The sequence below is a fragment of the Paraburkholderia bryophila genome, assembly GCF_003269035.1.
In the GTDB taxonomy this organism is placed as follows: Bacteria; Pseudomonadota; Gammaproteobacteria; order Burkholderiales; family Burkholderiaceae; genus Paraburkholderia; species Paraburkholderia bryophila.
This window is the reverse complement of the sequence record NZ_QLTK01000014.1, coordinates 1-19,952: the sequence shown is the minus strand read 5'-3', so window position 1 is coordinate 19,952 and position 19,952 is coordinate 1. Positions and strand designations below refer to the sequence as shown.

Below are 19,952 nucleotides of genomic sequence, written 5' to 3'. Positions count from 1 at the left end.
AAGCTTATGAGGCCGACGCGTGGACACGCTTCTCCGGGGTGCTCGCGGGCTGGCCATCCGTTCATAAAGCACCTGTATTTCAAGGGTTTTATCGAATTTCCCGAATGCGATTCATGATCCGGCTGCGGCGCATACGTCGCTGGCAATGGTTAAAAACCTGCTTTGTATAGCCCAATTTATTATAAGAATTTCGCATTCACCGGCCCCTACAATGCACCGCAGACATGAACGGAACCACGGATCGACCGATGGAGTTGCATCATCTCGAGGCTTTTTCAGCAGTGATGTCGGCGGGCAGCATGACGGGCGCGGGTCGCCTCGTCGGCCGCTCGCAGCCCGTCATTACGCGCATGATCCAGGAACTCGAACAGGAGATCGGCTACGCGTTGTTCGATCGCAAAGGGCCGCGCGTGACGCCGACGCAGCGCGCGTTTCTCCTTTACGACGAAGTGGAGCGCTCGCTGGTCGGACTCGCCGCGATCCGCGCCAGCGCGCAGGCGATCGGCGCCGACGCGGCCACGCCGCTGCGGATCGCCGCCACGCCCGCGCTCGGCGCCGCGCTGGTGCCACGCGCGATCGCGGCGCTGGCCACGCGCGACACGCCGCTCGACGTGCAACTGCGCAGTGCCTCTGCGGAACACGTCGTGCAGGCCTTGCTGGCGCGAACCGTCGAGCTCGGTATCGCGACGCTGCCGCTCGACCACGCCACGCTCGACATTCACTATCTGTTCGAAGCACCTTGCGTGGCCGTGCTGCATGACGCGCATCCGCTGGCAGGCCACGATCTGTTGACCTTGCCTGAGATCGCGAAGCATCCGCTGGTGACGGTGGCCAATCGCTACCGTCTGCGGCGCCGGATCGACGCGGCGTTTAACGAAGCCGGCCTGCATCCGCGCATCGCGCTCGAAACCAATGCGTCGCTGAATGCGGTGATGGCGGCTCAGGCGCAACTCGGCGTGGCGCTCGTCGATCCCGCTACCGCATTCGGTACGCGGATCGACGGCACCGTGGTGCGACCCATCGCTGCGGCTATTCCGTTTCTTTACGGCGTCGTCACGCTGCCCGGCAAGGCGCTCGGCGCCGACGCGCGCGCGTTGATCGACGCGTTGGTGCGGGTCTCGCTCGACCTGTTGCCGGATGCGGTCCAGCACCCGGCGTCGCACCACGATCTGCTGATGGCGCGCGGCGCCCACCCCCTTCAACCTCATCCAACAGGAGTGCCGGCATGACGACGTCCGCCGCACGACCCGACCCGGCGCCGACGTCCGCCGGACTCACCGCGCTCGAAGCGCGTCTGCGCGACGATCTCGCGTGGCTCGAACTGCCAGCGCCCGCGTGGGTGCCGGCGCGGCATGTCGATACGCAGCGTGTGCTCGATGTCGCGATTATCGGCGGCGGCATGGCGGGGCTCACGGCCAGCGCTGAACTGCGCCTGCTCGGCATTCACCATCATTGCATCTTCGATCAGGCGGCAGAGGGACGCGAAGGGCCGTGGATCACCTACGCCCGCATGCAGACGTTGCGCTCGCCGAAACAACTCACCGGCCCGGCGTTGCGTTTGCCCGCGCTGACGTTTCGCGCGTGGTTCGAGGCGCAATTCGGCCGCGAACAATGGGAGGCGCTCTACAAGATTCCACGCACGCAATGGATGGCGTATCTGCGCTGGTATCGGCGCGTGCTCGATCTGCCGGTGCGCAACGAGACGCGCATCGTCCGCGTCGCGACACGCGAAGACGGCCTGATCGAACTCGACGTCGTGTCCGGCGCGCACGCCGTGCACGAGCGGGTGCTCGCGCGTCATGTGGTGCTGGCAACCGGGCGCGAAGGTCTGGGCGGCCCGTTCATGCCGGACGTGGCGCAGTCGTTGCCGAAACGGTTGTACGCGCACTCATCGGACGAGATCGATTTCGCCGCGTTGCGCGGCCGTCGCGTGGGTGTAGTCGGCGCGAGCGCCTCCGCGTTCGACAATGCGGCGAGCGCGCTCGAAGCGGGTGCGGCGAGCGTCGATCTGTTTATCCGGCGTGCGGCGCTGCCACGCATCAACAAGCTCACCGGTATCGGCAGCCCTGGGCTGGTGCACGGTTTTCTGCATCTGCCGGACGAATGGAAGTGGCGTTTTCTGCACTATTCCGCGCAGTCGCAAACGCCGCCGCCACGCGACAGCGTGTTACGTGTGTCGCGCCATGAACACGCACGCTTTCATCTCGGCAGTCCGCTGGAGCGTGTCACGGTGCAAGGCGACACGCTGCGGGTCGAGACGCCGAAGGGCGGGTACGAGGTCGACTTTCTGATCTTCGCGACCGGTTTTCATTCGGAGCTCGATACGCGCGCGGAATTTTCGGCCATTGCGCCGCGGGTGCGGCGCTGGCGCGATCGTTATACGCATCCCGATGGATTAGCGAACGAAGAGCTGGCGTCGTCGCCGGATCTCGACCGCAATTTCGCGTTTCAGTCGCGTGAACCGGCTACCGATTACGCGCTCTCGCGGATTCATTGCTTCAACCACGCGGCGAGCCTGACACACGGCAAGGTAGCCGGCGATATTCCCGCCATCAGCGATGGTGCGCAACGCCTCGCGCGCGCCATTGCGGCCATGCTGTTCGACGCGGATCGCGAACGGCACTACGAGGCCCTGCTCGCGTTCGACACCGCCGAACTCAACGGCGACGAATGGTCCGACGCCGATGCAACGGCAACCGCCCCCTGACCTCCCCACTGAATCGATCATGTCAACCGAACCTTTCGCTCACTCCCCACCGCTCGCCGCCGACCTGGTGTCGCAACTCGCCGGGCTGGACGCGAGCGGCAGCGTCGCCGCGCTGCGCGCCGCGCGCGCCGACGCCACCCGCTACACGCAAGCCAGCCACGACGCGCTGTTCTCACCGGACGTGGCCGATCTGACGCTCGTCGAACGGCTGTATGCGGCGTGGTACGCGGCATTCCTGACGCCGTCCGTTGCCGCCGCCCCGGCGTATCGCGAGCGCTTGCTGGCCGCGAGCGGCGACACGGCGCAAAACGTAAGCGCACGGCTGGCTGCCATCGAAACCAGAGGCGTCACCGCTGTGGCGACCGACGATCCCCGACTGGGCGCGATCCTCGCGCACACGCAAGCGTTGATCACCCAACCGGCCGCGGCAGGCAAAGCCGAACTGAACACGCTGGTCACGGCCGGCCTTGGCACGCGGGCCATCGTCGCGCTCGCGCAACTGGTGGCGTTCGTGTCGTACCAGGTGCGCGTCGTCGCCGCCCTCAAGGCATTGCAGGCACTGGAGCAAAACGCATGACGGATTCAACGCATAAGCCGCACGGCTTCACCGCCGAGACGCTCGACTGGACCGCATGGCTCGACACGGTCACGCTCGATAACGCGTCCCCTGAACAAACCGCCGTGCTCGAAACGAGTCATCCGAAAGCGAAGACCTCGGATTACTACCTGCTACTGGTACACGAACCGGAAATACTCCGGCAACGTTCGGGCGCATTCAACAGCATCATGTATGCGCCCGGCGGGTTGTCGCGCGCCGAGCGGGAATTGGCGAGCACGGTCGTGTCGCGCGTGAATGGTTGTGTGTATTGCGCGTCGGTCCACGCGCAGCGCTTTACGCAACTGGCACGGCGCAACGATGTGATCGACCAGGTTTTCGCGGATCCCGCGACAGCGGGAACGACGGCGCGTGAACGCGCGATCGTGCGTTTCGCAATCGATCTGACGTTGCAGCCCGACGCAATCGGCCGCGACTCGCTCGATGCGCTTCGCGAGGTCGGTCTGACGCCGGCCGCCATTCTCGATCTGAGCCACACGGTGGCGATTTTCGCGTGGGCGAATCGCTTGATGCTGACGCTCGGCGAGCCGGTCTTCCCGCAGTAACCGCGCGGTGAATTCGCGAGGCAATGGACTCGGCAGCAACGGCGGGATACGTCCCGGCGCTTTACGTCGCCACGTAGCCCGCCGGTTTCAATTGGCCGACAGCTTCGTATGCTGCAACTCGCCGACGATCGTCTGCGGGTTCCTGAGCAGATTGAAGATCGGGCAGACCGCGTGGCGTCGAAACGTGAGCGCCCGCCGCGACGCGGACTCGCACCGAAACAATAAAGCGTGCCTTCAGCGCGGCCTTTTGCGGTGTTTGAACTGAACTGCGAATGCGAGTGGACAAGCAGCGCTTCTCCGAAAATAATGGAGCTGAAACCCACCCATTATTCGAACGAGGACACAATCCCCATGAGTGCCGCCAGTCTCTTACTCAAGATGCTCCGCTATCAGGCTTGGGCGAATAAGGAAATTCTGGACGCCATGCAAGGGCTCGACGCCGCGCATCATGCCGAAGAACGGCATATCACCGTTCGGCTGATGAATCACTGTCTGGTGGTCGAAAAGATATTCGCCGCTCATCTGGCGGGCAACAGTCATGGTTTCGCCGCGGACAACACACCAGATACGCCTTCCTTGGACACGCTGCGCAAGGAACTGTCGGCGATAGACAACTGGTATCTGGAGTATGCGGAAACCGTCACGCCCACCATGCTCTCGCAGTCGATTCCATTTTCATTTACCGACGGCGATAGCGGAACCATGACCCGCGAAGAGATGCTGACCCACGTGGTTATCCACGGCGGCTATCATCGCGGCGAAGCAGGCCGGATCATGAAGCAGGTTGCAGCCAGTTCACCGCAGAGTCTGCAGTTGCCGTGGGATACCTATGCGGTGCATCTTCATCGCAGCGAGCCTTCGCGCAGGCTGCACGACGTGGTCGCGGAAAAATGATCGACGCGTCGCGCGCTGGACGGGCGCGACGCGATTGCCCTTATTCGGGCGTACCCTGAGCCTGCTCGACGTCCGCGAATTGCGGCTTGGTGGCCTTGATATCGCGCGTATTCTTCTGCACCGCGACCGAGCCGAACAACGCGAGAATAAACGCCATGCCGTAGAAGCCTTTTTCGCTCAACGCCAGCGTGGCATTAAACAACCCCACGCCAAGCAACAGAATGGACAGCAGAAGCGAAACCCAGCACAGCCCGTAGTAAATCGCTGTCACAGGAATGCCTTCTACGCGATCGCGGACACTCTTTTGCAGTGAAATCGCCGCGAACAAACCAAACACGAGCACCGTGAAGTAATAACCTTTCTCGTTGAGTTGCATGCTGGCATTCCACAGGCCGAGCAGAAACGCGCAGAATCCAGCCAGCAATGCGCCCCATGAGGCGGCCACGAATGCGAAAGACGGCTGTTGCGTGGAACGGTCCATAAAAAACTCTCCTTTTGTCGATTAATTTGTTCGAAGGGTAACGCGAATCAGACGTGACCGCAAAAAATTATTGCGCCTGCATGAGAAAGAGTGATTACTACGTTCAGCGCGGTCTATTGCTCAATTACCGCTCTTTCTCGTTATCGAAAGCCGCAGGCGCTGTTTCGGGGGCGTCGCACACAATCCGCACATGCGGGCTTCGAAGCACACTCGCCGGGGTCACGGTGGACCGGTGCCACGGAATCCGGCCGAAATACCAGAGCCGCCAGAACGCCAGCTTCGGATCGGGATGACGGCGCAGCAGCGTCGCAAAAGTCTCCACCTCGCCGAGCTGAGTCCCGGTCGCCTCGAAAACCACCTCGCGCACGAAGCGGGAACAGAACTGCCCGCGCGAATTCAGATTGAAGCCCGTGTCGTAGAACGCGCCCATGCGGCGCTTTGCCGCCTCGATCAAGCGGTGGCGATGCGTGTCGTCGAGCGGCATGGCGAGTCTCGCCACCGCGTGGCGCCCATGTTCGGAGCGTTCGACAAAGCGTGTCATCGGCGTGGTGCGCGCCAAAGGAAAGGTGCTTTCCGCAATCAGAGGATCGTCGCCGCGATCGTCGACGACGATACCCACGTGGTTCGTCCAGCAGTTCGTGGCGCTCGCCACTTCAAGGAACGGCCGCGCGGTGACGCGGATGAAAACCAGGTCGCCCACGCGCAGAGGGGCCGGCGACGTGGTGACCGCTGGTCTCGACATGCTGATCTCCTCACTCGTTCGATGAAGCGCAGTATGCAGGACGGTCGCGAATATCGCATCTTCTCGTTCTAAAATTGCTTAGACTGATACCTTTGGTATCGAAATCCAATACTCTCATGACCGAGACCCGTCAGCTCATCGCCACCATCAAGCAGCAACTCAAGGCAGCAGGACTAACCTATCGCCACGTCGCACTGGCGCTGGATTTGTCGGAACCCAGCGTCAAGCGTTTGTTCGGCGGGGAGAGTCTGTCGGTGGATCGCCTCGTGCAGATCTGCGACCTACTCGGCGTCACGCTGATCGAACTGCTACAGGAAGCGGAGTCGTCGATTCCGCGCCTGCATGTCCTCACGCGCGAACAGGAGGCGCAGCTCGTCTCGAACGAGAAGCTGCTGCTGGTGGCGATCTGTGCGCTGAGCCACTGGTCGCTGGAAGACATCGTGTCGGCCTATCGACTGTCGAAAGCCGAGTGCATCAAACATCTTCTCGTGCTGGACCGCATGGGAATTGCCGATCTGAAACCGGGCAACCGGATCCGCCTGCTGGTGGCGCGAGACTTCGACTGGTTGCAGGACGGCCCGATCCGATCGCTGTTTCTGGAGCAGGGTCTGCCCGACTTCATGGCGAGCCGCTTCGACGTGCCGGACGAGTCGATGGACTTCGCGCATGGCATGCTGACCGAAGCGGCTTACACGCAACTGCAGGTGGAAATGCGCAAGTTACGCGGCAAGCTGGCCGCGCTTCACAACGAGTCGTCTGCCGCCCCGTTGACGGAAAAGCGCGGCACCGCCCTGCTTCTGGCCATGCGCGTGTGGGAACCCGAAGTGTTCAGAAAACTCCGGCGGGCGGCGTGACGCACGGCGCGTGCGGACACCTGAGCGCTTTTCGATAAATGGATGCGCCTGTCACCGTTCGATCATCAGATTCAGGTTCTGGACGGCCGCGCCGGAGGCGCCCTTGCCGAGGTTGTCGAACACGGCGGCAAGCAGCACCTGGCCGTGCTCCTCGTTGGCGAATACCGTCAACTGCATGTCGTCGGTGTCATTCAGCGCTTGCGGATCGAGGTGGGTCAACCCCTGCGATTCCGCCAACGGCGTAACTCGCACGTGAGCCGCGCCGGCATAGTGCCGCGCGAGACAATCGCGCAGTGTCGCGCCGTCCACACCCGCTGCGAGCAGACGCAATTCCAGCGGCACGGTCAGCACGATGCCCTGCCTGAACGCACCATAAGCGGGAACGAAAAGCGGCCGATGCGCGAGCCCCGCATGTTGCTGAATTTCCGGCGGGTGCTTGTGCGACAACGCCAGGCCGTAGATCTGGAATGGCAACGGCGAGGTCGCGCCGGGTTTTTCGTGCGCCTCCACGGCGGCACGTCCGCCGCCCGAGTAGCCGGACACCGCGTGGATAGCGAACGGGTAATCGCGCGGCACGAGGCCCGCCTGCAACAACGGACGCAACAGGCCGATCGCCCCGGTGGGATAACACCCCGGATTCGTGACCCGATGCGCGCCCGCAATGCACTCTGCCTGCCCTTGCGTCATCTCCGGAAAGCCATAGGTCCAGCCGTCCCGCGTGCGATGCGCGGAGCTCGCGTCGATCACCCTGACGGCGGGATTGACGATCATCGACACCGCTTCGCGCGCGGCGGCGTCGGGCAGACAGAGAATCGCGATGTCGCACGCGTTGAGCGCCTGCGCGCGATGCTGCGGATTCTTGCGCTCGGCGGCCGCCAGCGTGAGCCGTTGCAGATCGGTCCGGCCGCTCAGCCGCTCGTGAATCTGCAACCCCGTGGTGCCTTGGTCGCCGTCGATGAAAACAAGGGGAGCGCTCATATCTGCAATTCTCGCGTGGTGTAGGGAACGGTTCAGTCCGGAACCGCTATCTTCCCCGTGAAGCTAGAATAGGGAAAGTTGAATTTCATGACGCTGATATTCAGTTTTTCTGAACGAGGAAAACCGCCATGCGAGAGATCAGTCTGGACCGCTTGCGCACGCTGGTGGCGATTGCCGAGCGCGGCTCCTTTGCGGAAGCGGCGCGCGCGTTGAACCTCGCGCCGCCCACCGTCAGCCTGCACATCGCGGAACTGGAAAGCCGCATCGGCGCGCCGCTTCTGTCGCGCAAACGCGGTCAGGTACGGCCGTCGGCGATTGGCGAATCGCTGGTGGAGAAAGCACGCCGCTTGCTGGACGACGCGGAACGCACGCTCGAGGAGGTGCAGCGCCAGGTGCAGGGCCTTGCCGGCCGCGTGCGGCTGGGTGCGTCGACGGGCGCGATCGCGCATCTGTTGCCGCAGGCGCTCGAAGTGCTGGGGCAGCAGCACGCCGCCATCGACGTGCAGGTGGCCGTGCTCACCTCGCAGGAAACGCTGACGCGACTCGCGGACGGCTCGCTCGACGTGGGGCTCGTCGCGCTACCGCAGTCGCCCGTGGCGGGGCTCGTGATCAAACCGTGGCGCCGCGACCCGGTGATGGCCTTCGTGCCGGCTCAGTGGCCGTGCCCGGCGCGCGTCACGCCCAGCTGGCTCGCCGCTCAGCCGCTCATTCTCAACGACGCCACCACCCGCCTCTCGCGCCTGACCGCCGAATGGTTCGCGAACGGCGGGCAGCATCCGGCGCCGCGTATCGAGGTCAATTACAACGATGCGATCAAAAGTCTGGTGGCCGCCGGCTACGGCGCGGCGCTGTTGCCTCATGAAGCCACCACGCCGCTGCTCGATACGCGTATCGTCATGCGTCCGCTGCGGCCCGCGTTGTGGCGCCAACTCGGCATTGCGCATCGCGCCGGACATGTCGAGCGGTCAACGCGGCATGTACTCGACGTACTGTGGGATCTGCGGCTGAGATAGCGATTGAGCGATATTTTCACAGGCTGCGGCATTCAAGGATATTCAGCGCGACGTGAATATCATGAATGTCGGTCGCGGATAATGCGCCCCGTCAGCACGGATTTGTAATATGCCGTTTGCATTGTGTAAAGGGTCAGCTACAAAGCGCTAATCGACGCCGTTCCGCGAATCGGTGACAATCTAGCCTTTTACCGAATTGACCCACCACTCGCGCGACCGGTATTTGGCCGATGTCAACCTACGCGCGGCGAAAACCGAATTCAGAATATGATGGAAAGATTTAACTCCGCGGCACCGAATTCTCTCTTTCGGGAGTGGCAATAACGATGTACTCGGGACATTGCCTGAAATGGAAACCGGAATGAGCACAGTCAGCAGCGTACCTACTGAAATCGCCGTACCGCGCGATACGGCCGTGTTCGTGGCCCGGCAACCCATCATGGACCGGGGCGGCCGCGTGGTCGCTTACGAACTGCTTTTCAGGGACGGGCCCACGGGCGCCGGCCGCATCGACGACGACTTGCGTTGCACCACGGCGGTGGTGCAACGTGCGGTCGGCTCGATCGGTCTCGAACGTCTGGTCGGAAACAAGGCCGCGTTTCTCAACTGCCCGCATGATTTTCTGTTCTCGGACTACCCGAATGTATTGCCGGCTTCCCGATTCGTGCTGGAGATTCTGGAGTCGGTCGAACTGACTGCGAATCTCGCGCGACGTTGCAGCGAGTTGCGCGGCGCGGGCTTCCAGATCGCGCTCGACGACGTACGCGGCATGACCGACGAAATCCGCTGGTTTCTGCCGTCCGTGGATATCGTCAAGATCGACTGGCCATTCGTGGATCGCGACGCCTTGCCGGAACTGGTCGCCGAATTCAAACGTGCCGGCAAGGTCGTGCTCGCCGAAAAGGTCGAGACCGTGGAGGACGCGGAACTGGCCCGTGAACTGGGTTGCGATCTGCTGCAGGGCTACTATTTTTCGAAGCCGCAGATCTTCTCCGGCAAGCGCGCCATGCCGCCTGTCAAGGCGATCCTTCGCGTGTTCGATCTGGTCGGCAGCGACGCGCCGTTGAGCAGTATTGCGCGGGCGTTGAAAGAAACGCCCATGCTGGTCGCGCAACTGCTGCGGCTGGCCAATAGCAGCGAGCAACCCAATGGCAAGGCCGAGCGAATCTCGTCGTTGAAACAGGCGCTCTCTATCGCCGGCAGCCGCCGGTTGCTGCATTGGTGCGGGCTGCTGCTTTACGCCAATCGCGACGGCCTGCCTATCGACGACGATCCGCTCGTGCTGCTCGCGCAGCGGCGCGCGCATTTCATGGAGAAGGCCATCGACCTGCTGCCGGACGCGTCGCGCCCGCTGCTCGCCACGGCTTATCTCACCGGCATGCTGTCGCTACTGCATATTGCGTATCACATGGAGTTGCGCAACTTCGTCGACGAGTTGCCGGTGTCCGACTCTATCCGTGGGGCGATTCTGGACGGCGGCGGCGTGCTCGGCGAATTGCTGCTGATTGCGGGGCATCTCGAACGTGGCGAGGGAGAGGCGGCGATTGCAGGGCTGCAACGGCTGGCTGTTTCGGCGGAAGAGTCGCGGAAGATGATCGAGGTGTATTGAAAGTTGTCCGCCGCTCGAACGGTGCACGCCGATAACCCGGCGAGGTGGATCGACGCGGGAACTTGAAGTATCGGTGACTACTTCCGACAACATCGCTAGCGGTCGAACAGCAGTTAAGTGTTGACACGCGTTGCAATTGCAAAGAAACTTGATTCCATGCTGACGCTCAACTTCTTCTCTTTCGCAATGTTCCGCCAAATGGCAATCCGCTCGGATATGCCACGGGGGGCCTGTACGCGTTAGACAAGTAGACACGCAGCTTACAAGGCCTCGCCGTAATACGGACGAGGCCTTTTTTGTTTGTGGCGTCTCCGTGATCGGCATTACTCGCGGAGATCATCATGGACGAAAGAAGCCCAAAGTTGACAAGGTATGCAGACGCCAATACCGAATGGCATGACGACAGGCGCGATGCGCATTTTCGCCTCAGCCGGATGTTGTATCCGTACGAGTACTGGACTCTTCCAATGCAGGAAGAGCGGAACAGTTACGCGTTCAATGTGCGCGTGGCCAAGGACAATTCGCGGACAACCGCGGGAACAACATCGGCCAACGGCATGCGTGCGGTGGTGGCACGCCTGTGGTTGCTGTTGACGCGTAGCATCTCGACACGGTGAGCAAACCGTCGAGGCCGCCTGATGGCGGCCTCACGATTTGCCCGCCCGCCTGCGTGCGAAATCACGCATTCAAGGAATCACCGGCTCGACCAGCGTCGCCAATTGAGCCAGCGACTCCTGCCAGCCGAGATAGCACATCTCCACGGGAATAACTTCAGGCACGCCTTCCTGCACGATCGTGAGCGCACTCCCGCACGATACCTGCCGAATGGAAACCGTCGTCGTCATCTGACCGGGCAAATTCGGATCGTCGAATCGATCCGTATAGCGAATCTTCTCGAACGGCACGAGTTCAATGTACTCGCCGCCGAACGAGTGGCCCTCACCCGTGCCGAAATTGTGAAAAGACATCTTGTACGTGCCACCCACGCGCGCATCCAGATGATGAACCTTGCAGGTGAAACCATACGGCGGAAGCCATTTCGCTTTCGCATCGGCATCCAGAAAAGCGCGATAGATTCGCTCGGGCGTCGCGTGCAGGACGCGGTGCAGATGAATGGTTCCGGTAGTCATGGTGTGTTCGCCTTTCATTAAAAAAGTTGGACATACCCGTACGACGAATCCGCGGCATCGTTATCGACAAATTTATTGGCCAGGGAAAACCCGGCAGTGCGGCGACGGCGGTTAGAGCCAGTGCCAGATACCCGCGGCAAATCCGCTGAGCGGCCCATGCGCCCAGGTTGCCGCGAGCCACACAAAAAGCCCACCCATCAGCGCGTGCATGCCGAACCCGCCGAGCCGCGCACGGCCCGCAACGATCGCGGCGAACGGCAGATAGCTCGTCTTCGACTCCCACACCGGCCACTGTTCGGGCTGAAGCTGCTCCTTCTTGCGGTCCTGCATGACGGAGCCGACAAGCGCCAGAACGATAACCGCCGCGCCAAGAATCATGTTCTTCGCGATCGGAAACACCGCGATATGGCACAGCCCCCACAAAGCGAACGACCACATCATCGGATGACGCGTTACCGCGAATACCCCGAGCGCGACCTCGGGAAACGCGCCCGGCTGCCCCATGGTGGGCAACGCCGGATTGCGGATCAACGAGCCCATCAGGAGAATCGACGCGATCAACATGACGACGGTGACCACGGCCCAAAGCACGTCCCCAACCGGCCAGAACGGCGACGTTAAAGGCGCTTTCACATAGGCCCAAATCAGCCAGCCGAGGGTCGCGAATGCCACCAGCGAATAAATACCCTGGAAACCCGCTGCGCCGATTGCACGAACCAATACGCCGCGCAATGGATGAGACAGAAGAAAGTGGCTGCCCACAAAGGCGACCGCCGCCACTGCCACTGCCTGGGTGCTGTCCATGGCGTTGCTCCTCGGGTTTTCCACGCGATGAAAACGTTATAGACGATGCAAGTGCGTGTACATTTGCAACGAGTGGTTTCCGACCCGCCACTGCGTCTTCTAATCGGTCGTTATCGGAGTGAGCCGGTATGAACAAGCACAGCAAGAAAGCGCATCTCGAAGCGGCGGCCTCACATCACGAACAGGCAGCGCGATATCACCACGGAGCGTCGCGGCACTTCGACACGGCTCAGGGTCAGGATCAGGATCATGCACACGCCGCGCATCAGGCGATGATGGCCCACGGCCATACATTGCAAGCCATCGACGAGGCCCACGAGGCCGGCGCGCACAGTACCGGCGCACCGCCGACAACACCCGCCTCGGCCGCCCCGGGCGCCAGCCATGCCAGCGTGGTTGGCGCGGCGGCGAAACAGCACGCGGCGGCAGCGGAACTCCACCTGCAGGCAGCGCAGCATATGCGCCACGCCGTCAAACTTTTCGATCAGGATCGCGGCGCAGTCGCTCACGACGCGCAGCTGGCGCTCACGCTAGCATTGCGCGCGTTATCTCACGGCAACGAAGCGGCCCGACTGTTTGTCAGGCTGGCTGCCGTCGACGCTTAAGGAACCGCTCATGCGCCTGGCGTGCGCCGGATCCGCGCGCGCTACGCGCGGCGGAATCCGGCGTTCAATCAGGGCTAGGCTTTCCTCTCGAGCAAGTCCGCCGCGACGGTCTTCGCATGCGCGACGGCCTCTTGCGCATTGAGGAAGACACCGAGCTGATCCCAGTGCTCTTCCACCGCGTACGTGCCCCTGGTACCTAGCGCGCGCTGGACGCGCAATTGCGCCGCATAGCCGCCCTCTTCCAGTGGTTTGGCCGTTGCAATGACCTTGTGAGGCAGACCGGGGCGCTCTGGCTGAACCAGTTCCAGAGAACCGCCCGGCACACCCACATCGTTCAACGCATTCCTTGCCCTGCAGTCCGGGCAGTAAAAACACCACCCGTTGTCTTCGCGCTTAGGCTTGACCTGCCCGCGAGCGAGCACGGCGCGACACTCAACGTTTTCGCAGATGAACGGCATAGCTGTCTCCGGAGTTGTTTGCAGAAATCCTAGCATGACCGTCGACGCGCAACCATTGGCATTGATGCCTTATTTGCGCTGCGTTCGGTCGACCTGCGGAATGACGCACTGGGGCAGAACGCGCGCGTCAGCGTCAGAGATAGGTGGCGAGCGCCACGACCACGGCCGCCGCGATAGCCAGCAATACCAGCGCCAGCGCCGCCGACGCCACGCGCGGCGCCCGGACGTATGCCGGCAACGATTTACGGCCTGTCAGCATGGGCCGCAACAAGTTGTGCCCCTTGGCGGCCGCGTAGAGCAGGATGGCCGTCACGTGCAGCACGACGGCGATCAGCAGCACGTCCCATACGACGGCATGCAGCGTGGAAATCGCATTGGCGATCGGTGCGGGCATCCATTCGGAAAGGGGGCCCACGTCGGCGACATCGTTGTAGACGTAGAGCCCGGTGAGCGTTTCCGTCAGCAATAAAGCGAGCAGCAGTAAAACCATCCAACCGCCTGCGGCATTGTGGCCTACCTGCACGTCTCGATCGCGGCGCAACATGTGCCGCAGATGCTGCAGCGCGGCAACGGGCGAAGCCAAAAAACTGCGGAATCGCGCGGTCTCGCTGCCGAAGCAACCCCATAGCAAACGAAACAGCACCAGCGCAAGTAAGGCTTCGCCGATCCGGACGTGCCAGTCCATCCAGTTCAAGCGGATGGTGACGTAGGCTGCGACGACCAGCACTACCACGGACCAGTGGAACAGACGGACGGGTAAATCCCAAACAACGACCGCTCGATGAGCAGACTGCTGCGCTGCACTGAGTGGCGGATCGGGATTCACGTATTAACTCTCGCGTGCCTATGGCTGAGTGGGCGAGGCCGTTTTATCGCTCGCCGAATACATCACGATAGCTACCATACAGCGACACGACGATCAGCGCAGTGGCCAGCGGCGTCACGATCAGTGCGCGCGCAAGCATCGGTACGAAAGGAACCAGCGATGCACTGGCGACGATCGCAAAGACACCCAAACAGGCGACGGGCCAATTGCGCAGCACGGCACGCACACTCGCTACGATCGCATTCGCTGGCGAAGCGTTATTCAGCACCACCAGCGCCGGGGCGAACCACAGCAGCGCGACCGGAACCGCATGCAGCACCACATTGAACAGCGGCTCCAGTGCGTTGTCCGCGCCCGTGTGCGTAGCGTAAGCGAACGTCAGCGCATGCACGCCATTCGCCGCAACGGATGCCTTCACGCTCACATGGAATGCCGCGAACAAAATCCATCGACCGACGTACGTCGCGGCAACGCAGCACGCGCCGACCGTGAGCAAGGGGTTCCGGTGCGCATGGGCCAGCGCAACCGTCTCGCTGAGCGACCAACGTGGCGCATTATCCGCGTGCTCCTGCATCAGCACGACCGCTGCCATCGCGATCGGCGCGACGAGCATGCCCAGCATCAGCAACGACGGTACGAAGTCCACTAGCGTCGCCAGATCGGCACAGGCCAGCACCGCCGCAAGCCACAACACCGGCCGCACGCGCGCCATGCGCACACCCTCTTCGAGCCAGCGCGCGACACTCGACATGCCGATCACACGCGCGTTCGGAACACATGAGCCTTGCGCATTGCGTGCGCCGTTTGGGACTGCCGAGTCGTGCAAATAGTGCGTTTTCATGACCATGTCCTTGTTACGGAATGAGTAGACAGACGTGAGTCACCCGCGCCGCCCTGATCAGGAGGCGTGCCCTGCTTCCAGCCGGGTGGTGATGACCTCAAGTTGCCGCTGAACGTAGCGGGCCAGCGCGCGCCAGGTCATGCGCGTCAGCCACACACACAAAAACAAACCGAAAACACCGGCCAACAGCATCGCGAATCCGTAGATCATCACGCCGATGCTCGAATGACGGGGTCCGAAGATCATCACGTCATTGATGCCGTTCCTGATCGCGATGTGATCACGATCGATCACCACCGAATCCGAGCCGCTGTGTACCGACAAACTTTTAGGTTGGCCGCCCGCGCCTTGTACGAAGGACAAACGGTCGCCGTGATTCGACACGTCCCACGCCATGGCTTTCGGATCGCTCCCAATGCGCGCGACGGACACATGGTCGCCGTCGGCATCTTTCAAATCGAGTGCGACGATGTCGGCGCGTGCGATCGACCATGAACCGTCTGCCTCGATCTTGAACAGATCGCGCCCACCGCCGACCGAGTCGATCTTCAGCTTGCCGTTGTGATTCTTGATGTCCAACGGGCCCGCAACCGTTACCACCGAAATTCGCGTGGCGTCGTCGGGACGCAGAAAGAAACGGTCGCCCACTACCCTGAATACTTTCATGTCCACTTTCGCAAGACGGGCGTCGTCAGCGCTGGACGCCGCGTTTTGATCATCCTCATCCTCATCGTCGTCGTTGTCCGCTGCCTTGCTGTTCGATTTGGCGCTGACGTGGCTCACCTCGTCGCTTTCGAAGTTAAACGGCAGCGACGTGAACGACGGCCACCCCACCAGATGATGACTACCGAGCGCGATGACCGTCACGAATCCGGTGACGGCAAGCGCGCCGGACACGGCGTAGCCCACCGTCAGCATCAGGAGATAAAACATGAACGGAATCAGCAGCAACAACTGCAACAAGCCGAGCCCGGCGATCGACACGATGACCTTGGCCAGGTTGCCGAACGAGCGGCGTGCTTCCCACTGACGCAAGGTGGCCTGCGCCTTCAGTTCGCGCGCCAGTTTGATCGGGTCGCCGAGCGCCGCGACCACGTCGGCTTCGCTGCGGCCGGCGGCGATCGCGTCGCCGAAATACTCGTGGTAGTCGGCCACGATCTCGTCCACGACGTGCTTCGGCAGACTCCCCAGTTCAACGCGGAGCTTCTGGATAAATTCTTCCTGCGTCATTCCTGTTCCCCTGTTCCTGAGGGCATGCGGGATAGAGCCAGCACGCCGTTAACCTCATCGACAAAACTGCGCCATTCGTCCTGCATTTCCGCGAGACTGTCGCGGCCGGCGTTCGTCAAGGTGTAGTACTTGCGCGGCGGCCCCGAACTGGATTCGACGAAGTACGTGGTGACCCACGCTTCAGCCTGGAGCCGGCGCATCAGCGGATAAATGGTGCCTTCGCTGATTTCCATGGTTTCCGATAGGGTCGAGACAATCTCGTACGCGTAACTGTCGCCGCCGGCGAGGACGGCAAGCACACACATGTCGAGGGTGCCCTTCTTAAGCTGGGTTTTCATTCAGAGCCATTTTGTTGCGTGCATAGCACGGTACCTTGTTATGCACTGGCGGGAGGTAGTTTCCGCGTTTGTTGGTAGGTACTCTAGCAGCCGGTACCGTTCAATGCAAGGTATCTTTTTATGCACGGGCCGGAGACGGCCGATGGATCGATTGAGCACCGCGCGAAGCCAAGCAAAGCTTCGCGCGGCGCTGTGGGCAGCGGTTTAGTTCGTTGACTGGGGAGCGCCTTTCTCGTGCAGCGTGATGACGAGCGACGGCAAATACTGCGGGACGGTAATCAGCGAAGACTCGTCGTCATCGCCGCCGTCGCCGCCGGCATCGGTGCCGAAGCGGAAATGCTTGGGCTCGATTTTGGCCGTGGTGGCTTCGATTGCGCCTTCAGTCGCCGCGAACCCTTCTTTTTCGCAGCGGATCTTGAGCGCGGATGCGGAGCGGCGGACCGTGACGGTGTCGGGCGCGGTGACGGACCAGTCGCCTTTGTCGTTGGACAGCGAGCATTTTGCGTCCGTAATCGGCCCGGCTGGGCCTACGACCGAGACCGACAACTCTTCACGTTTCGGATCCTGGCCGCCGTCGTGACCGCCGTTGGCGCCGGTCACGTTGACGGTGTTTTTTCCCGTGACCATGAATTCACTCATTCCTTGACCTGCCATTGCAGCGGCCGAGAAACTTGCGATTATTACGAAGATGACAGATTTCATACAGGGTATGTCCGTGTCGCGTGAGTTATAAATTGTTCTTTGCGACGGCGATCTTATTACATGTCAATTTATTTAGGCGTTTGTGCGGGATGTTTATTCACTCCGAAATATCGGGGGTGTGAATGGAATCGGGTTATCTATTGTGCATTGGCGGTTGGGTCGGGCCTGATGCATTTTCTGGTTTGATCAGGGCAGATATTCCAACCAGGCCTTGAGCTCTCGCGTACGGTCCGCCGTGCGCTGCGTCAGGCAGTTCGACTGAAATGCGTTACGCCCCGTCCCCGCTTCGTTCACCTTGTACCAGGCGTCGCATTCGCTATCGCGAAAGCGTATCCATTGGCGCTGAGCCTCGGCGAGCTTTACCTTCAACGCCGGATAGTCGACATACTCGGTCTTAGGCACCGATACCTTTCGCAGCACCTGACTGTATATCGCATTCAGATCGCGATCAGCCCTTTCGTATTCGCGCTGAGTGGCCTGTTCAACGCAAGGGTCCGAGACGTCGTTCGGCTTGCATTCCTGTGCGGACGCGTCGGACATCGACACCAGGGCAGTGACGAGGGCGAATGAGAGGGTGAGGTACCGGTGTAGGCGCAACGAAGGCTCCGATTCTTTCAAGCGAGGACGATGTCCGGAATAAAGCGAAAACGACTTCAAAAAGTCGAGTTCAAAACCGCTTTTTCAGTCAGGCTCTGCCGCAAGATTTCCAGACATTTATCCTGCTCATGACGGCGCATCTCCCAGAACGAAAGTGACGCTCTACGTGGTTTGGCACGGGCTTCGTTCGGGCGGTTGTAGTGGATCGTGAGAAGAAAACGGCCCCGCTTGATAAACACGATGTTCTCGTAAAAAATCTCGATGCGCGCCACCTTGCACCGGTCGTCATAAAAAACTGCGCGGGTGGTGAGGTTCATGCTGATCAGCGCGATCAACGGTGTAAAAAAGGTCATCAAAACCGTGCCAAAACTCATGAACGGGTTCGACGCCGCGAGGAAGACGTAGCACCCGAGAATGATCAGAATCGTGGCGCCGAAGGCCGGCATCGCAAAGCGGCTACCGCGTATTGTCAGTTGCGGTCCGTTGGGCTGGGATAGGGTATTCATAGCTGGAATTCTCGAATTGAAAATTGGACTCGTAGTCGATATCAGGCCGGTTTTATCTTGCCCTTCGCTGCGCGGGGTAAGGCTGCGATCGTTTTTTAAAACCGCTATTGGGCTGGGTGGGTATTTTGCACGATGGCGTGGACGATGGGCGTGTAAAAACCAAAATTGATTCATTTAGCATCAATTTCGGTGGCTTCATTGTTTTATCGTCCTTTAGTCGACAAGGATTTCGCGACCAAACCTTGATTAATCAAGTCGTTTGTCGGACACGCTCATGCATGATCGTCAGCCACCCGTCTCCACTTGACTGGCGATGAGGCGCGCACCGCACGCGAGTTCGTCGCCATCACATGCGGCCGGTTGTCCTGCGAAGCGCGCATTGCCGGACACTCGGGCGATGTAGGTCGGGCCGTGAATCTCACAGATCGCCGGGTCGTATAGGCGTGCAATGGCACGTCCCTTTATGCGGGAGTGCGGGGCGCCGGACAACACCTGGCCGCCGTGGCTGTGAGTGTCGCCTTCGACGATGTATCGGTTTTTTCTCATCCATTTCTCTCGTTGCGATTGATGACAGCCTGGCATCGCTGCCTAGAAATCCCAGCTGAATGTTTGTGGATTCGCCTCGCGCGACGCTTGGTCGGGCGGTGACACCATCACGATGCTCGCATGAAGTGGATCGCGCAGATTGATGAGCGCGTTTGTTTTGCCGTCGCTGTATCCCATCATCAGTGCGAGCGTCATTTGTACCCACGTCGAACTCGTGCCGGTATCGCCGCCGATGCGGCGCTGCGTGTCGAACGCGTCTTTCGGGTCGTCCAGATCGATGTGCTGCGGGTTGTCGTGAAGGGCCTGGATGAGCAATGGGAGATTGTTCGTCGACATGCCAGTGTCGTGGAATATTCGGCCGGGCTGGTTGTTGGGAGCGAGGGTGCCTAACGCCTGCTGCCAACCTTCACGCAGTTTTTCGATGCGCTCGCCCTTTTTGAGTGGTTCGCCGTGGTTGTTGCTTAGATCGATTCGTACGGGCTGATGCAGATACGCGAGTACTGGCCAGTTGTCGTATTCCGTTAACTGCCATGTGGTCCATGGTATTGGGACCCAGGGGTTCGGTTTGAAGCCGTGCGGGATCTTCAATGGTGTGGTCTTCCAGAATTCCGGCAGCTTGCTTTGCCAGTAGTCCCATGGCATTTCATATACACCGACGGACGGGGCTGGATAGGCCTTTTGCTGCGCCCAGAAATAATTCCAGAGCTTAATCACGTCGTAGTGTGTTTTGGTGTTGTCAAGCTTCTCGGGAGCCTCGACCACGTACGGTCGAATCATCCGATCGACCCGATCCTTGCGTGTTACAAGTAACGCCACGTAACTGTCCGGTCGCTCAGGACCTATCCGTGATTTTGTGGGCGAGGCATATCATGAAGGATGAATATCATGGATATGCCGATCATGAAAAAGAAACGTACTGTGGCCTCTCAG

General features: G+C 61.0%; 25 protein-coding genes. 10 read left to right on the top strand and 15 right to left on the bottom strand.

Annotated features, from left to right (window positions below):
• Positions 1-248: 248 nt before the first annotated feature.
• From BX591_RS20170 to BX591_RS20145, 5 genes are all read left to right on the top strand, one after another.
• Positions 249-1,229 carry a LysR family transcriptional regulator gene (locus BX591_RS20170; protein WP_111933082.1) on the top strand — a complete coding sequence of 327 codons (981 nt, stop codon included), beginning with the start codon at positions 249-251 and terminating at the stop codon, positions 1,227-1,229.
• The gene (locus tag BX591_RS20165; protein ID WP_111933081.1) at positions 1,226-2,707 is read left to right on the top strand and encodes an NAD(P)-binding domain-containing protein; all 1,482 of its coding nucleotides are present in this window, start codon (positions 1,226-1,228) and stop codon (positions 2,705-2,707) included. Before BX591_RS20170 ends, BX591_RS20165 begins: the two co-directional genes overlap by 4 nt.
• 19 nt (positions 2,708-2,726) lie before the next feature.
• Complete coding sequence (locus tag BX591_RS20160) at positions 2,727-3,284, top strand: carboxymuconolactone decarboxylase family protein (protein ID WP_111933080.1); 558 nt, start codon at positions 2,727-2,729, stop codon at positions 3,282-3,284.
• Entirely contained in the window at positions 3,281-3,868 is a 588-nt protein-coding gene (locus BX591_RS20155) for a peroxidase-related enzyme (RefSeq protein WP_111933079.1), read from the top strand. The genes BX591_RS20160 and BX591_RS20155 overlap by 4 nt, the downstream gene beginning before the upstream one ends.
• Positions 3,869-4,219: 351 nt before the next feature.
• Positions 4,220-4,762 carry a DinB family protein gene (locus BX591_RS20145; protein ID WP_111933078.1) on the top strand — a complete coding sequence of 181 codons (543 nt, stop codon included), beginning with the start codon at positions 4,220-4,222 and terminating at the stop codon, positions 4,760-4,762.
• Between the two features lie 40 nt (positions 4,763-4,802).
• Here the strand turns inward: BX591_RS20145 and yiaA are convergent, their stop codons facing one another.
• Positions 4,803-5,243, bottom strand: a complete 441-nt coding sequence (gene yiaA / locus BX591_RS20140; RefSeq protein WP_111933077.1) for an inner membrane protein YiaA — start codon at positions 5,241-5,243, stop codon at positions 4,803-4,805.
• A 124-nt stretch (positions 5,244-5,367) separates the two neighbouring features.
• Positions 5,368-5,985: a YebB family permuted papain-like enzyme gene (locus BX591_RS20135; protein ID WP_111933076.1), complete on the bottom strand. Its 618-nt coding sequence runs from the start codon at positions 5,983-5,985 to the stop codon at positions 5,368-5,370.
• Between the two features lie 116 nt (positions 5,986-6,101).
• Between BX591_RS20135 and BX591_RS20130 the strand changes: the two genes are divergently transcribed.
• Positions 6,102-6,839: a helix-turn-helix domain-containing protein gene (locus BX591_RS20130; protein WP_111933075.1), complete on the top strand. Its 738-nt coding sequence runs from the start codon at positions 6,102-6,104 to the stop codon at positions 6,837-6,839.
• Positions 6,840-6,890: 51 nt separating this feature from the next.
• Here BX591_RS20130 and argC read toward each other — a convergent pair whose 3' ends face one another.
• Positions 6,891-7,817, bottom strand: coding sequence for an N-acetyl-gamma-glutamyl-phosphate reductase (argC, locus tag BX591_RS20125; protein WP_111933074.1), 927 nt, complete (start codon positions 7,815-7,817; stop codon positions 6,891-6,893).
• A gap of 128 nt (positions 7,818-7,945) precedes the next feature.
• Between argC and BX591_RS20120 the strand changes: the two genes are divergently transcribed.
• The 3 genes from BX591_RS20120 (at position 7,946) to BX591_RS36170 (ending at position 11,056) form a co-directional block, all read left to right on the top strand.
• Positions 7,946-8,830 (top strand): LysR family transcriptional regulator, encoded by an 885-nt coding sequence (locus BX591_RS20120; RefSeq protein ID WP_111933073.1) that lies wholly within the window; start codon positions 7,946-7,948, stop codon positions 8,828-8,830.
• A 361-nt stretch (positions 8,831-9,191) separates the two neighbouring features.
• Positions 9,192-10,439: an EAL and HDOD domain-containing protein gene (locus tag BX591_RS20115; protein WP_167444588.1), complete on the top strand. Its 1,248-nt coding sequence runs from the start codon at positions 9,192-9,194 to the stop codon at positions 10,437-10,439.
• A gap of 341 nt (positions 10,440-10,780) precedes the next feature.
• Positions 10,781-11,056, top strand: a complete 276-nt coding sequence (locus tag BX591_RS36170) for a hypothetical protein (protein WP_146749797.1) — start codon at positions 10,781-10,783, stop codon at positions 11,054-11,056.
• Between the two features lie 69 nt (positions 11,057-11,125).
• Here the strand turns inward: BX591_RS36170 and BX591_RS20110 are convergent, their stop codons facing one another.
• Both BX591_RS20110 and BX591_RS20105 read right to left on the bottom strand, forming a co-directional pair.
• Positions 11,126-11,569 carry an SRPBCC family protein gene (locus tag BX591_RS20110; RefSeq protein WP_111933071.1) on the bottom strand — a complete coding sequence of 148 codons (444 nt, stop codon included), beginning with the start codon at positions 11,567-11,569 and terminating at the stop codon, positions 11,126-11,128.
• Positions 11,570-11,680: 111 nt separating this feature from the next.
• Positions 11,681-12,373, bottom strand: a complete 693-nt coding sequence (locus tag BX591_RS20105; protein ID WP_111933070.1) for an NnrU family protein — start codon at positions 12,371-12,373, stop codon at positions 11,681-11,683.
• A gap of 128 nt (positions 12,374-12,501) precedes the next feature.
• Here BX591_RS20105 and BX591_RS20100 point away from each other — a divergent pair, with 128 nt between their 5' ends.
• Complete coding sequence (locus BX591_RS20100; RefSeq protein ID WP_111933069.1) at positions 12,502-12,978, top strand: hypothetical protein; 477 nt, start codon at positions 12,502-12,504, stop codon at positions 12,976-12,978.
• A gap of 74 nt (positions 12,979-13,052) precedes the next feature.
• Here BX591_RS20100 and BX591_RS20095 read toward each other — a convergent pair whose 3' ends face one another.
• The 10 genes from BX591_RS20095 to BX591_RS20050 form a co-directional block, all read right to left on the bottom strand.
• Complete coding sequence (locus BX591_RS20095; protein ID WP_111933068.1) at positions 13,053-13,436, bottom strand: hypothetical protein; 384 nt, start codon at positions 13,434-13,436, stop codon at positions 13,053-13,055.
• Positions 13,437-13,569: 133 nt separating this feature from the next.
• Positions 13,570-14,262, bottom strand: a complete 693-nt coding sequence (locus tag BX591_RS20090) for a cytochrome b/b6 domain-containing protein (protein WP_111933067.1) — start codon at positions 14,260-14,262, stop codon at positions 13,570-13,572.
• A 43-nt stretch (positions 14,263-14,305) separates the two neighbouring features.
• Positions 14,306-15,103, bottom strand: coding sequence for a BPSS1780 family membrane protein (locus BX591_RS20085; protein WP_111933066.1), 798 nt, complete (start codon positions 15,101-15,103; stop codon positions 14,306-14,308).
• A 57-nt stretch (positions 15,104-15,160) separates the two neighbouring features.
• A complete protein-coding gene (locus BX591_RS20080) occupies positions 15,161-16,333 on the bottom strand; it encodes a DUF1700 domain-containing protein (protein ID WP_111933065.1) in 1,173 nt (390 codons plus the stop codon).
• Entirely contained in the window at positions 16,330-16,671 is a 342-nt protein-coding gene (locus BX591_RS20075) for a PadR family transcriptional regulator (protein WP_105506100.1), read from the bottom strand. The genes BX591_RS20080 and BX591_RS20075 overlap by 4 nt, the downstream gene beginning before the upstream one ends.
• A gap of 204 nt (positions 16,672-16,875) precedes the next feature.
• Positions 16,876-17,373, bottom strand: a complete 498-nt coding sequence (locus BX591_RS20070; RefSeq protein ID WP_146749796.1) for a hypothetical protein — start codon at positions 17,371-17,373, stop codon at positions 16,876-16,878.
• A gap of 186 nt (positions 17,374-17,559) precedes the next feature.
• Positions 17,560-17,991, bottom strand: coding sequence for a lysozyme inhibitor LprI family protein (locus tag BX591_RS20065; RefSeq protein ID WP_146749795.1), 432 nt, complete (start codon positions 17,989-17,991; stop codon positions 17,560-17,562).
• 35 nt (positions 17,992-18,026) lie between these two features.
• Positions 18,027-18,476, bottom strand: coding sequence for a hypothetical protein (locus BX591_RS20060; protein ID WP_146749794.1), 450 nt, complete (start codon positions 18,474-18,476; stop codon positions 18,027-18,029).
• A 285-nt stretch (positions 18,477-18,761) separates the two neighbouring features.
• Positions 18,762-19,022: a PAAR domain-containing protein gene (locus tag BX591_RS20055; protein WP_111933061.1), complete on the bottom strand. Its 261-nt coding sequence runs from the start codon at positions 19,020-19,022 to the stop codon at positions 18,762-18,764.
• Positions 19,023-19,064: 42 nt separating this feature from the next.
• Entirely contained in the window at positions 19,065-19,838 is a 774-nt protein-coding gene (locus BX591_RS20050) for a DUF2875 family protein (RefSeq protein WP_244147071.1), read from the bottom strand.
• Positions 19,839-19,952: the final 114 nt, after the last annotated feature.

Excerpts from the sequence above, each read along its gene's own strand:
- BX591_RS20080 (WP_111933065.1), bottom strand. The coding sequence starts at position 16,333 with ATGACGCAGGAAGAATTTATCCAGAAGCTCCGCGTTGAACTGGGGAGT.
- BX591_RS20085 (WP_111933066.1), bottom strand. The coding sequence starts at position 15,103 with ATGAAAACGCACTATTTGCACGACTCGGCAGTCCCAAACGGCGCACGC.
- BX591_RS20160 (WP_111933080.1), top strand. The coding sequence starts at position 2,727 with ATGTCAACCGAACCTTTCGCTCACTCCCCACCGCTCGCCGCCGACCTG.
- BX591_RS20110 (WP_111933071.1), bottom strand. The coding sequence starts at position 11,569 with ATGACTACCGGAACCATTCATCTGCACCGCGTCCTGCACGCGACGCCC.
- BX591_RS20120 (WP_111933073.1), top strand. The coding sequence starts at position 7,946 with ATGCGAGAGATCAGTCTGGACCGCTTGCGCACGCTGGTGGCGATTGCC.
- BX591_RS20060 (WP_146749794.1), bottom strand. The coding sequence starts at position 18,476 with ATGAATACCCTATCCCAGCCCAACGGACCGCAACTGACAATACGCGGT.
- yiaA (WP_111933077.1), bottom strand. The coding sequence starts at position 5,243 with ATGGACCGTTCCACGCAACAGCCGTCTTTCGCATTCGTGGCCGCCTCA.
- BX591_RS20105 (WP_111933070.1), bottom strand. The coding sequence starts at position 12,373 with ATGGACAGCACCCAGGCAGTGGCAGTGGCGGCGGTCGCCTTTGTGGGC.
- BX591_RS20070 (WP_146749796.1), bottom strand. The coding sequence starts at position 17,373 with ATGAAATCTGTCATCTTCGTAATAATCGCAAGTTTCTCGGCCGCTGCA.
- BX591_RS20155 (WP_111933079.1), top strand. The coding sequence starts at position 3,281 with ATGACGGATTCAACGCATAAGCCGCACGGCTTCACCGCCGAGACGCTC.
- BX591_RS20055 (WP_111933061.1), bottom strand. The coding sequence starts at position 19,022 with ATGAGAAAAAACCGATACATCGTCGAAGGCGACACTCACAGCCACGGC.
- BX591_RS36170 (WP_146749797.1), top strand. The coding sequence starts at position 10,781 with ATGGACGAAAGAAGCCCAAAGTTGACAAGGTATGCAGACGCCAATACC.
- BX591_RS20165 (WP_111933081.1), top strand. The coding sequence starts at position 1,226 with ATGACGACGTCCGCCGCACGACCCGACCCGGCGCCGACGTCCGCCGGA.
- argC (WP_111933074.1), bottom strand. The coding sequence starts at position 7,817 with ATGAGCGCTCCCCTTGTTTTCATCGACGGCGACCAAGGCACCACGGGG.
- BX591_RS20170 (WP_111933082.1), top strand. The coding sequence starts at position 249 with ATGGAGTTGCATCATCTCGAGGCTTTTTCAGCAGTGATGTCGGCGGGC.
- BX591_RS20095 (WP_111933068.1), bottom strand. The coding sequence starts at position 13,436 with ATGCCGTTCATCTGCGAAAACGTTGAGTGTCGCGCCGTGCTCGCTCGC.
- BX591_RS20075 (WP_105506100.1), bottom strand. The coding sequence starts at position 16,671 with ATGAAAACCCAGCTTAAGAAGGGCACCCTCGACATGTGTGTGCTTGCC.
- BX591_RS20145 (WP_111933078.1), top strand. The coding sequence starts at position 4,220 with ATGAGTGCCGCCAGTCTCTTACTCAAGATGCTCCGCTATCAGGCTTGG.
- BX591_RS20130 (WP_111933075.1), top strand. The coding sequence starts at position 6,102 with ATGACCGAGACCCGTCAGCTCATCGCCACCATCAAGCAGCAACTCAAG.
- BX591_RS20115 (WP_167444588.1), top strand. The coding sequence starts at position 9,192 with ATGAGCACAGTCAGCAGCGTACCTACTGAAATCGCCGTACCGCGCGAT.
- BX591_RS20100 (WP_111933069.1), top strand. The coding sequence starts at position 12,502 with ATGAACAAGCACAGCAAGAAAGCGCATCTCGAAGCGGCGGCCTCACAT.
- BX591_RS20135 (WP_111933076.1), bottom strand. The coding sequence starts at position 5,985 with ATGTCGAGACCAGCGGTCACCACGTCGCCGGCCCCTCTGCGCGTGGGC.